Raw genomic sequence first — 11,504 nt, 5'->3', positions numbered from 1 at the left:
CCCGAATCGGCGTCCACGCCAACGTGGGCTTTCATCCCAAAGTGCCATTCGTTTCCCTTCTTCGTTTGATGCATCTCCGGGTCACGGCTCTTCCCGGCGTTCTTGGTCGACGGTGGCGCTTCGATGATCGTCGCATCAACCAGCGTGCCTTCCTTCATCATCAGTCCACGCTCACACAGCGAGATACCGATCTCGTCGAACAGCTTCCGTGTCAGTTCGTGCTCGATCAACAGGCGCCGGAATTTCAGCAGCGTGGTCGCATCCGGAACGTTCTCGACTGCCAGATCGATGCCGGCGAAGGCGCGCAGCGCAATGCTGTCATACAGCGCGTCTTCCAGCCCTTGGTCCGACAGCCCGTACCACTGTTGCAGGAAATAGATCCGCAGCATTCGCTCCAAGCCAATCGGCGGACGGCCTCGCGTGCCCTTCGGGTAATGCGGTTCGATTGCAGACAGCAAACGCTGCCACGGCACAATCTGCTCCATCTCCGCCAGGAAGCGTTGGCGCCTCGTCACGCGCTTCTTGCCTGCAATTTCCGCTTCCGCGAAGCCGATCTGCCTCTTCATCCTCGTGAGTCCGTTCTGTGAGCTGCCTTCTATAACGTCTTCGGCTACGTGAGCGATGACCGCCGAGCTCCATTAATCAGCGTTTCCCTAGCGAACCTTTACGCGCGCGACGCGCGACGCGTCACGCGTGCGGCGAGGTCGAGCCCGGATTGCCGGGCGTACCAGGGCCGCCGGCCGGGCTCGGATCAACCGGGATCTGGTCGTCGAGCGGCGCGTCGCCCTTGTGCGGAGCGTGGCCGTCCCCCGCGGCGTCGCCGTCCGGCCGGTCGCCATGGCGTTCGCGCGGCAGGGCCGTGTCGAACCTGGCCTTGCTCGCCGGGTCCCACGTGAGCAGATGACGCTGCGGATTCGCGATCTCGATGCCGAGTTCGCTGAAGCGTTCGAGGATGCGTCGGTTGAATTCGCGTTGCACGCCCCAGCGCGACGTATCGCGGCATTGCATCTGGCCGGCCAGCGTGATCGCCGAACCGTCGACCGCATCGACGCCCCAGAACGAGAAGTCCGCCAGGATGCCGTCCTTGAAGTTGTCGTCTGTGCGCAGCGATGCGCCGATTTCCTTCAGCGTGTCGATCGCGCGCTCGACGTCCTGGCCGAACACGATATTCACGCGCACCGCCGCGTTGCCGATGCCGCGATTCGTGTTGTTCACGGTCGACACCGAGCTGAACGGCACCGTAAACAGCGAGCCGTCGCCGCCGCGCAGCCGCACGGTGCGAATCGACAGATATTCGACGGTGCCCGACACGCCCGCGAGCGTGACCCAGTCGCCGACCTGCATCGCGTTTTCCATCAGCAGAAAGATGCCGGTGATGAAGTCCTGCACGAGCTTCTGCGAGCCGAAGCCGAGCGCGACGCCGAAGATGCTCGCGCCCGCGAGCAGCGGGCCGATGTTCACGCCGAGTTGGCTCAGGCCGGTCAGCACGACGACGAGCGCGATCACGCAGAACAGCGCGGTGCGCAGCATCGGCATCAAGGTGCGCAGACGCGCGGCGCGCACCAGATCGCCGTTGCTCGTCCAGTTATCGAGGCGACGTTCGGCCGACACGTTGACGACCTCCCACACCACCAGCGCGATGATCGCGGCGACGGCGATCGTCGCGAGCGCCGAGGCGAGCCGGTGGCCGATCGTGCCGCTGCGGAACAGATCGATGACACCGACGCCCCACGCCTGCAACAGCACCAGCGCGGTGACGCTGCCGATGATCCAGCCGATCACGCGCCGCAGCGCCGGATAGTATCGGTAGGCGTGCTGATGCACGAGCGAGTGTGACGCTTCGTCCTGCACATGAAAGATGCGCGCGAGCGCGCCGAAGATCACGATCGACACGAGCCGTGCGCCGATCAGTATCGCGAGCGTCATGCCGCCGATATTCACGAGCGCGTGATAGCCGTTCCGTACGTCGAAGGCCCAGACGAACCACAGGCCCATCACGATGACCACGGTCACCACGGCCCACGCGTCCGCGAACGCGTTCCCGAACATCTCTAACGACTCGTGAGCGGCGAAGCGATTGCGGATCCGGTTGGCGACCGGTTTCGCGCAGCGCAGCACGAGGATCGAGATCATCACGTGACCGGCGAGTGCGACCACTTTCAGCAGCGCGAGATGCGCGGCGTCGTTCATGCCAAGCGCCTGCGCGACTTCGGCTAGCGCGACGCCGGCGCCGACCACGCTGACGATTCGCACGATCCAGCCGAGCACGAACGCGGCCCACGCATCGCCCATGCGCAGCAGCCGCAGACGCGGTGCGCTCGGCTGCAGGAAGAAACCGCCGACGATCACGACGCAGCGGCACACCACATAGACGTCGATCAGCGAATCGAGCGCGCGATCCTGCGGCGTGCCGTTGCCGGTGAAGATCGACATCAGCGCGCTCGCCGCGCCGAGGAACACCGCGATCGGCAGGAGCCGCACCAGCGTGATCAGCAACGCGCGCGGCAGACGTTGCAGCAACGTCCAGTGGTGCGTCGCGTTGCGCTTGCCCTCGGCTTCGATGGCGCGGCCTTTGGCGGATGGCGTCGCGTACGGCGCGGCCGGGCCAGTCGCGACGGCTTGCGCCTGCGCTTCGAGCACTGACGGCACCGATGACATCGGGGGCAGCGGCGGCGTGCTGGGCGGCGGATGACCGGCCGGCGCGGCGCCGGCGGCATGCGCGGGCGGCGGTGAGTTGTCGTTGTCATCCTGCAGCGCGGCTTCGCGGCGCGCGGCGATCGCCCGATAGACGCGCCGCAGCAGCCGCCGCACCAGCCATTCGAGCACCAGAGCGGGGATCAGCGCGGCCAGCAGCGACCACAGCACCTCGAACAGCACCGCGCGCGCGTGCGGATTGGCGAACTGCCAGTTCCACCATGCGCGCACCGACGCGACGTCGAGCAGCGCGGCGATCGAGCCGCGCAGCGAGGTCGCGAGATAGCCGGCGTAATGCGCGCCCTCGCGCGCGAGTTGCGAGGCGAGGCCATTGGATTTGAACGCGTCCGGCACGAGCGCGGCTGCGCCGCTTGCGGCGGCGGGCGCCGACGCCGCCGCCGGCGCGGATGCGGGCGGCGCGCTCAACGCGCCGGCCGCGGCGATCGCATGCAGCGTATCGGCGACTTGCGCGCGGCGTTTGGGGTCGTTCAGGACAGCGAGCGCGTCGCGGGCCTGCTGAGGTGTCAGCGTGACGGCGGCGGAAGCGGGTGTCGCGGGCGTGGGATGGGCAGGCTCAGGCGCGGCGGCGAAGACGGGCGCCGCGCCTGCGAGCAGAAAAATGAAAAAACAGACACGCAGAAATTTTTGCATAGGGTGTAAAGCGGGATGAAGCCAGTGCGGACGATTGTGCCGGAACATGGGCTGTTTCAGCGGGGTGACCCGGGACCGACACGGGGCGGGGCGCTGAAGTTCCTGCGGCGGAGGCCCGCCGGACGGGCGAAAGCGCCGCGAGAGCGGCGCCCGTCGGGCGGGGCGTTGACCCGACAGGATAGCCGATGATGGCCGGCAGGCCTGTCGAAGGCAGCAGAAAGCTTGCCCGGAAAGCCCCGTGGGCGGGGCGGCGCAGGAGGTAGGAGGCCGCTTGCCGGATGGCAATGCTGGCGGCGGCGCGAGGATGTTCTCGACGACCACGCTACGTGCGGGCAGAGCGCGGAAAGTCGGGAATGCTCAATCGCCGTGACCGTGCGCTGCTAAGCGTTCACTTCAAAAAACGCTTAAATCCGCGCTTATGCCACTGAAGAGGTCTGGCGCTCTGCTTCGTCATCGGCATGGGGGCCGCTGCTCGCGCCGCGTCCGGCCGGCTCCTGATGCAGCCGGTTCGCGTGCATCAGCCGGTACAGCGTCGCGCGCGAAATGCCGAGTTCGGCCGCCGCATCGGACAGCTTGTAGCCGTGCCGCAGCAGCGCGTTCTCGATCGCATCCTTTTCGGCCTTGCTGCGGATTTCCGCCAGCGTGACCGCCGGGCCATTGTCAGCTTCGGGCAGGCCGAGGTCGCTCGCGGTGATGAAGCGGCCCTCGCTCATCACGACCGCGCGGCGCACGCAGTTGATCAGCTCGCGCACGTTGCCGGGCCACGGATAGTTCGACATCGCGACGATCGCGTCGCTCGACAGGCCGCGCAGCTTGCGCGCGCCGTCCTGCTTGTACATGCTGAGCGCGTAATTGGCGAGTAGCTTGATGTCGCCGCCGCGCTCGCGCAATGGCGGCTCGACGAGGCGCAGCACGCACAGCCGGTGATAGAGGTCGGAACGGAAACGCCCGTCTTCGACGGCGCGCTCCAGATCGACGTGGGTGGCCGAGATCACGCGCACGTCGACGCTGATCGGACCGTTGCCGCCAAGCCGCTCGATCGTGCCTTCCTGCAGGAAGCGCAGCAGCACCGCCTGGCATTCGTGCGGCATGTCGCCGATTTCGTCGAGAAACAGCGTGCCTTCATGCGCGCTCTCGATCCGGCCGAGCTTGCGTTGCACCGCGCCGGTAAAAGCGCCGCGCTCGTGGCCGAACAGTTCGGCCTGCAACAGGCTCGGCGGAATCGCCGCGCAATTGATCGCGACGAACGTGCGGCCCGCGCGCGGCGAGCGGTCGTGAATAGCACGAGCGGTCAGCTCCTTGCCGGTGCCCGATTCGCCCGCGATGAACACCGGCGCATCGGTCACGCCGCATTTGTCGATGCGCCGGTAGAGCTGCTGCATCGGCTCGCATTGCCCGACCATGCCGTGGCGGCCGAGCGACGGCTCCGGCGCGACGCGCGGCTGACGCAGGCTCGACAGCCCATGCGCGTGGCCGAGCGCGAACACGAGCCGCTCGTTGAGCCACGGCTGCGTGACGAAGTCGAAGCAGTAATCGAGGATGAAACGGCTGACCAGCTCGTTGTCGGCCTGGCCCGGCACGATCTGCGCGACCCAGTTGGTTTCGACGCGGCGCATGCACAGCGCGAGCGCGGACAGCTGCTGTGACGTGCAGTCTTCGGGCAACTGAACGAGACCGACCTTGATGTTGCCGCGTTCGATCATGCGTTCCGCCACGGCCGTGCTTTTTGCGTGCACGGCTTGCCATCCCGACGCGGCCAGAAACTCGACGAGTATCTGGTCGGGCGCGTTCGCCACGTACAGAACCGTGCGTTCCATATCGGCCGGTGTGCAAGTCGTAGTCATGGTTCCCCCCGTTCGATCCTCAGGACTGCCGTGCGACGTTGTGAGATTCAGGCGGCCAGTTGCTGCACTCCGGCTGCGACGCATTCACGACAGCAGCAATCACGAACAAGGGACACGCTTCAAGCGCGGCGCGAACCGGAACGCGCTGCATGGCGGACCGATTCATGCAATGGCGGCGACCTTGTCGTTCATTGCTGAAACTGCCCGGCGATTTTTTCCCCGAACCGTGAAAACCACTTGAACCGTGGCTTGCCTCGTTGACCTGATACAAGCGCTCTGATTGGCGCATGGCCTAACGATAAGCGAAAGCGCCTGAAAGCGCCAGACAAAGAAACAGGGATGAAGAATGCGTGTTGGATTTTCGGATTAACACGGATCACTAATGAATAAGCGGTCAAGGCCGGTTATGCGCGCAATCGCACATTGCGTAGCAATTGCGCTGGTATTAAGGCGTGACTAAAACGGACGGGGCGCGAGCAGTCATGTTTCACAGTTGCGACAGATTGGACAGCGCGAGTCGAATGCGTTTTGCCGCGCCGGGTGGGGCGCTTTGCCAGCCGGAAGGAGCGGCGAAGCCGCGTGTGGCTGGCCCCGCGGCCAGTCAGCAGGCTGGCGAGACGGAGCGGGAGGCGCGCTTTGCGGCCAGCGCGCGGCGATTTGGCGTGTCAGAAACGAATCAATGCGCGCCACGCCAAAAATCGGGCAGGCCCGCACTGCGTCAAAAGCAAACCGATTTCTCGGCAGCGTGAAGCCGTGACGGGCGCCTTACCGATTCGAACGCGTGTTGGCATAACCATTGCAATAAGGTCTGCACAGAAAAATGTTTTGCTGCCAGGTCGACGGTACGGGAAAACCGGATTAAAAAAGACCGGCGGTAAAAAAGTCACTCGCAGACATGGTCGGGGAAGCCATTAGGTGTTTGCGGGAGCGCGGCGGGGCCTTCTAAATACGTTAGCAAACGGGTGAGTGGCGGACCGGTTTGGCGGCCATTCAAAACCGGACGAAAAAAGGGCAACGACTTCGCCGTTTTTCCTTTTCGACTTTTTGTCCTCATGACGCGAAAAGGGTGGCGATAACGACAGGCAACGCGCTGGCAACGTTCGCGAGCGACGCGCCGCAAAGGGAAGGGGCAGCGCCGGATCAGGACCGGCCGGCGCGATGAAGCGGGGAGAGACGCTAGTCTCCACAGAGAGACGAATGTACGAGGTGAACCAGGGGCCGTGTCCGTGGGTTGGCACGGGCACGGCGACCTGGCCCAACGGCCGGGGCGCTGAGACCAGACGGCGTGACCTGGCGCAAATCTGCTCGACATCGGGGGCTGACATGAAACCACAACTGATTCGCAGGCCGGCCGCTTCGGGAGGAACCAGAAGTGCTTACCGGCGGTATGTCGCGGCATCGCGCGCGCGCTTTTTCGCGCAGGCGGCGGGCTCGTCGGTCGATCTGCTGACGCTCGTCGTCGCCGAGGCGCTCGAGCGCCGAGCGCAAGCCGAGATCCGCCGCGACCTGCTGCGCGACGCGCTGTACGCCATGCCGGTGCGCGCTGAACGCAGCGCGGCGCAGCGGCGCGACGACGATGAAACCGACGTCTGACGCTTGCCGCTCGTCGGCTCGCAGCGACCGCGCAGGAATTCGATAGCACCGTTTGCCGGCTCATGGTTTTCACGGAGGAGCGTCGCGGTAAGGAACTCGCGCCGAAGCCTGCGTCGTCAATCGTGAACAGACGACTGGAATAAAAGCCCGCGCATGACGCGCCAAGCGCCGCAGAGCTGCCATGATCGACATCTTCCTGATTGCCGCGAGCATCGAAAACGCGCAGCGAATCGTCGTGCGGCTCGAAGAGAGCGGCGTGCGTTACCGGCTGCGCACCGCGTTCGGCCCGGCCCGGCAACTGCCGATGCACGCGCGCGTGGTCCGCGGCGCCGACCTGCTGATCGTCGACGACGCCAATCTGAGCGTGGGCGGACTAGACGGCATCGAGGAAACGCTCGCCTGCGCGCCGACGCTCCATTGCATGCTGGTGACGCCGGCGCCGTCCACCGCGCTGATCGGCGCGGCGCTGCGCGTCGGCGTGCGGCAGGTGCTGTCGTGGCCGCTCGATCGTCAGGCCGTCGTCGATGCGCTTGCGCAGATCGAAGCGCGGCGCCGCGAGCCCGAGCGGCGCCACGCGCGCGTGGTCACCCTGGCGTCGAGCAAGGGCGGTAGCGGCACCACGCTGATCGCGGTCAACCTCGCGTGCGCGCTCGCCGCGCGGCGTGAGCGGCGCGTGCTGCTGATCGACCTGAGCCAGCAATTCGCCGACGCGAGCCTGCTGATGGCGAATCGCCCCCCGCCCATGACGCTCGTCGATCTGTGCTCGCGCAACGAGCAACTCGACCCGGCGCTGTTCGACGCGTGCGCGATGCACGTGTGCCCGAACCTGGATCTGCTCGCCGGCGCCGGCGATCCGTTGAAGGCCGCCGAACTGCTGCCCGGTCAGCTGGACCGGATTCTGACGCTGGTGCGCGAGCGCTACGACGCGGTGCTGATCGACGTCGGCCCGAGCCTGAATCCGTCGACGATCCGCGCGCTCGCGCATAGCGACGCGATCTGCATGGTGGTGCGGCAGAACCCGCTGTACCTGCATGGCGCGCGCCGCATGCTCGATATCTTTCGCGAACTGGGGCATCCGTCCAGCAAGGTGCGGGTCGTCGTCAACCAGTACGACAAGGACGCGCAGATCAATCTGCCGATGCTCGAACGCACGCTCGGCGCGAGGGTCGCGCATCAACTGCCGCGCGACGATCAGCACGTCAACGATGCGCTCAGCCGCGGCGTGCCGCTCGTCGCGTGCGCGCGCGACAGCGGGCTCGCGCAAGGTATCGTGCTGCTCGCGAACATGCTGTGGCCCGCGGGTGCGGAGCGCCGCAGGCGCATGCTCGGCAGATTGCTCGCGACGTGGCCGAACCTGCCGCCGCAATTGAAGCCGGGGGTCTAGGACGACGTCTACTCGCTGCTCGAGCCCGGTCTTCTGCTGGTGAACCTCGAGATCCGGAACCTGATTGTCTGCGGCTGCAGTTGGCGCTGCAGGCCAGACTCATCCTGCGCGAAGAGAAGCTACAGTCCGACGACGAGCGCTATCGCGCATACCGTAGTAAGGTGAGATCCAGGGTCATCCCCGGCATAGTCTGTAGGCGTAGAGCCGCGGCCTTAGAGTTTCGAAAGCGTCGGGCAGGCTCGCGCCGTCCGGTCACTCCAGCGAGAAAATCACGTGAGCGCAGCACCGTCCATGCAAAACGCGCAGGGTTTCAGCGACCTCGCGTCGATCCTCTCCAATCCGATTCTGAATACGGATTCGTACAAGGCATCGCACTATCTGCAATATCCGCCCGACGCGACGGCGATGTTCTCGTACATCGAATCGCGCGGCGGACGTTACGGCCGCACGCTGTTCTTCGGCTTGCAGATGCTGCTGAAGGAGTACCTGTGCCGGCCGGTTACCGGCGCGATGATCGACCAGGCGCGGAGCTTCTTCAGCGCGCACGGCGAGCCGTTCAACGAGGCGGGCTGGCGCTACGTCGTGCAGCGATACGGCGGCCATCTGCCGGTGCGGATTCGCGCGGCGCCCGAAGGCTCGGTCGTGCCCACGCACAACGTGCTCGTCACCGTCGAATGCGACGATCCGCAGGTGTTCTGGCTCACGTCGTATCTGGAGACGATGCTGATGCGCGTGTGGTATCCGATCACGGTCGCGACGCAAAGCTGGCATCTGCGCCAGACGATCCGCGCGTATCTGCTGAAAAGCAGCGACGATCTCTCGCAGCTACCGTTCAAGCTGCATGATTTCGGCGCGCGCGGCGTGTCGAGCGCGGAGTCGGCGGCGATCGGCGGCGCGGCACATCTCGTCAGCTTCATGGGCTCGGATACGGTGCTCGGCGTGGTTGCGGCGAATCACTACTACCGCGACCGCATGGCCGCGTTCTCGGTGCCGGCGGCCGAGCACAGCACGATCACGTCGTGGGGCCGCGAGCGCGAAGTCGACGCGTATCGCAACATGATCGCCCGCTTCGGCAAGCCGGGCGCGATCGTTTCGGTGGTGTCCGACTCTTACGACCTGTTCGCCGCGCTGAACGCATGGGGCGGCGAGCTGAAGCAGGCCGTGCTCGATTCCGGCGGCATGCTCGTGATTCGCCCGGACTCCGGCGATCCGTGCACGATCGTCCTGCACACGCTGCGCTCGCTGGAGGCTTCGTTCGGGTCGCAGACCAACAGCAAGGGGCGGCGCGTGCTCGACCATGTGCGCGTGATTCAGGGTGACGGCGTGAACCCGGATTCGATCGTCGCGATCCTCGCCGCGATGGACGAGGCCGGCTTCGCCACCGACAACATCGTGTTCGGCATGGGCGGTGCGCTGTTGCAGCAGATCAACCGCGATACGCAGCGCTTCGCGATGAAGTGCTCGGCGATCCGGCTAGGCGACACGTGGCACGATGTGTCGAAGGATCCAGTCACGGATCACGCCAAGCGCTCGATGAAAGGCCGGCTCACCTTGCTGCGCCATCGCCGCACCGGCGAGTACCGGACGGTCACGTTGCCGATCGCGTGGGACGGGAGCACGGTGGAGGGCGAGTGGGACGAAGCGCTCGAGACGGTGTTCGATGCGGGCCGCTTGCTGGTCGATACGTCGCTGGCCGAGATTCGAGGCCGCGCATATGCGGACGAAGGTTGATCCAGCTTTCTGACGCATCGGCATGGTCATGAGCGGGTGGGTCATCAGCGCCCAGTGCTGCCATGAAGGGCAGACCTACCGCAATATCCGACAGGACGCCGACCCCGATCAACGTAGCGACGCTCCGTCAGCGTGAATCTTTACCATCGCGCGCGAAGCACAGGAACGCCTTGACGGCGGGCGCTCGCTCGTGCCGACGAAACGCGAGCGCGATTTCGGACGCAATCGCCCGACCGGCGATGTCACGGTAGACGACGCCAGACAGCGCGATGCAATCGGCGAGCGGATGCGGCACGGCCGACACATAACCGCCGAGCGACACGCAGGCGAGCCCGGCCGCGAGCGTACCCGGACGCGGCCCGAGCCGAGGTGAGAAGCGCCCGCGCCGCGCGACTTCGAAGGTGCCTGACTCCTGTTCGGGCAGCACGAAACACTGGTCGCGCAGTTGCGAGGGCCGCACGCTGGCCGAGTCCGCGAGTGGCGAATCGGCTGGCAGCGCGAGCACGAAGCGGTCGCGATGCACGGTCGTGGCCTGAATGCCGGTTGCGAGCGGCATCGGCGGACGCACGTAGAAGGCGATCATGGCGTGCGTGCCGCCGGAGCGGACCGGGATGGCCTCGGGTATCAGCACGACCACGCGTTTTACGGCGATCGTCACGTCGGTCGGCGTGCTCGGCGCGGTGCTGGCCGCGCGCGCGGCGTTCGACGTGGCCACGCCGCCTGACGCCGGCCGTGCGCGCCGCGCTCGGCGCTGGCGCGTGATGGCGGGCGACGCCGCGCAGGCCACCGCGTCGCTGGCGCCTGCGCTACGGGCGGCGCTCACGACGGCCTCCCTTTCACGCCGTTTTCCGATATCGTGTGCGCCATCCCCGCCGCCTACCGCGCGCGGGCTGTTTTTTTCCGGAGCGCGGCGCGACGCTGCGCGTGCATGACGCGCTCCTGCAATACACCATACGACATCAATGAGCCATCCCAACACCGAGCTGATCGAACGTTTCTACACCGCCTTCCAGCAACGCGACGCCGAGACTATGGTCGCCTGTTATGCCGACGACGTCGTCTTCAGCGACCCCGCTTTCGGCGAGCTGGTCGGCGACGAAGCGCGCGACATGTGGCGCATGCTCGTCAAGCATGCGCAAGACTTCACGCTGACCTTCAGCGACATCGAGGCGGACGACCATACCGGCCGCGCGCAGTGGGTGGCGCGCTACCGTTTCGTCCAGACGGGGCGCGACGTCGTGAACCGGATCGAGGCGCGTTTCGTGTTCCGCGATGGGCTCATCGTCGAGCATCGCGACCGCTTCGATCTGTGGCTGTGGATGCGCCAGGCGATGGGCGTGCGCGGCACGCTGTTCGGCTGGTCGCCGTTCGTGCAGCGGATGCTCCGGCAGCAGGCGCGCCGAGGGCTGCTGCACTATCGCGGGCAGTTGAAGCGCGACTAGGCGCGCGCGGGCGGCGCGGTGTATTTCCGCTACATGAACGGCCAGCGCCAGCTCGATCCGTCGACCCTGCACGGCGGCGCGCCGGTGCTTGCCGGCGATAAGTGGATCATGACGAAGTGGATGCGCGAGCGCGCGTACGGCTGAGGCTGGGTCACATCAGTGGGA

8 protein-coding genes and 1 pseudogene are annotated in these 11,504 nt (G+C 66.2%); 5 read left to right on the top strand and 4 right to left on the bottom strand.

Annotated features, from left to right (window positions below; all coding sequences use genetic code 11):
• From HDG33_RS25905 to HDG33_RS25895, 3 genes are all read right to left on the bottom strand, one after another.
• Positions 1-566, bottom strand: a 566-nt coding sequence (locus HDG33_RS25905) for an IS5 family transposase (protein WP_184035532.1), incomplete at its 3' end; no start/stop codon positions are given.
• 121 nt (positions 567-687) lie between these two features.
• Positions 688-3,345, bottom strand: a complete 2,658-nt coding sequence (locus HDG33_RS25900) for a mechanosensitive ion channel domain-containing protein (RefSeq protein ID WP_184035529.1) — start codon at positions 3,343-3,345, stop codon at positions 688-690.
• 416 nt (positions 3,346-3,761) lie between these two features.
• Positions 3,762-5,189, bottom strand: a complete 1,428-nt coding sequence (locus HDG33_RS25895; RefSeq protein ID WP_184035526.1) for a sigma-54 dependent transcriptional regulator — start codon at positions 5,187-5,189, stop codon at positions 3,762-3,764.
• Positions 5,190-6,512: 1,323 nt separating this feature from the next.
• On the opposite strand from HDG33_RS25895, the gene HDG33_RS25890 reads away from it, so the two are divergent.
• The 3 genes from HDG33_RS25890 (at position 6,513) to HDG33_RS25880 (ending at position 9,897) form a co-directional block, all read left to right on the top strand.
• Complete coding sequence (locus HDG33_RS25890; protein WP_184035523.1) at positions 6,513-6,782, top strand: hypothetical protein; 270 nt, start codon at positions 6,513-6,515, stop codon at positions 6,780-6,782.
• Positions 6,783-6,963: 181 nt separating this feature from the next.
• Positions 6,964-8,166 (top strand): AAA family ATPase, encoded by a 1,203-nt coding sequence (locus HDG33_RS25885; RefSeq protein WP_184035520.1) that lies wholly within the window; start codon positions 6,964-6,966, stop codon positions 8,164-8,166.
• A 291-nt stretch (positions 8,167-8,457) separates the two neighbouring features.
• Positions 8,458-9,897, top strand: a complete 1,440-nt coding sequence (locus HDG33_RS25880; protein WP_184035516.1) for a nicotinate phosphoribosyltransferase — start codon at positions 8,458-8,460, stop codon at positions 9,895-9,897.
• Between the two features lie 127 nt (positions 9,898-10,024).
• Here the strand turns inward: HDG33_RS25880 and HDG33_RS38115 are convergent, their stop codons facing one another.
• Complete coding sequence (locus HDG33_RS38115) at positions 10,025-10,720, bottom strand: LysR family substrate-binding domain-containing protein (RefSeq protein ID WP_311548383.1); 696 nt, start codon at positions 10,718-10,720, stop codon at positions 10,025-10,027.
• Between the two features lie 139 nt (positions 10,721-10,859).
• Between HDG33_RS38115 and HDG33_RS25870 the strand changes: the two genes are divergently transcribed.
• On the top strand, positions 10,860-11,339 hold the full coding sequence (locus HDG33_RS25870; protein ID WP_184035513.1) for a nuclear transport factor 2 family protein: 480 nt from the start codon (positions 10,860-10,862) through the stop codon (positions 11,337-11,339).
• A pseudogene (locus HDG33_RS25865) lies at positions 11,340-11,483 on the top strand (2-oxoglutarate-dependent dioxygenase); the annotation flags it as partial.
• Positions 11,484-11,504 lie beyond the last annotated feature (21 nt).

The sequence above is a fragment of the Paraburkholderia sp. Cpub6 genome (assembly GCF_014201065.1).
GTDB classification, from domain to species: Bacteria; Pseudomonadota; Gammaproteobacteria; order Burkholderiales; family Burkholderiaceae; genus Paraburkholderia; species Paraburkholderia tuberum.
This window is presented reverse-complemented; position numbering and strand designations above follow the sequence as displayed.

Bases quoted from the DNA above. Each gene is read 5' to 3' on its own strand.
- HDG33_RS25900 (WP_184035529.1), bottom strand. From the start codon at position 3,345: ATGCAAAAATTTCTGCGTGTCTGTTTTTTCATTTTTCTGCTCGCAGGC.
- HDG33_RS25895 (WP_184035526.1), bottom strand. From the start codon at position 5,189: ATGACTACGACTTGCACACCGGCCGATATGGAACGCACGGTTCTGTAC.
- HDG33_RS25890 (WP_184035523.1), top strand. From the start codon at position 6,513: ATGAAACCACAACTGATTCGCAGGCCGGCCGCTTCGGGAGGAACCAGA.
- HDG33_RS25885 (WP_184035520.1), top strand. From the start codon at position 6,964: ATGATCGACATCTTCCTGATTGCCGCGAGCATCGAAAACGCGCAGCGA.
- HDG33_RS25880 (WP_184035516.1), top strand. From the start codon at position 8,458: ATGCAAAACGCGCAGGGTTTCAGCGACCTCGCGTCGATCCTCTCCAAT.
- HDG33_RS25870 (WP_184035513.1), top strand. From the start codon at position 10,860: ATGAGCCATCCCAACACCGAGCTGATCGAACGTTTCTACACCGCCTTC.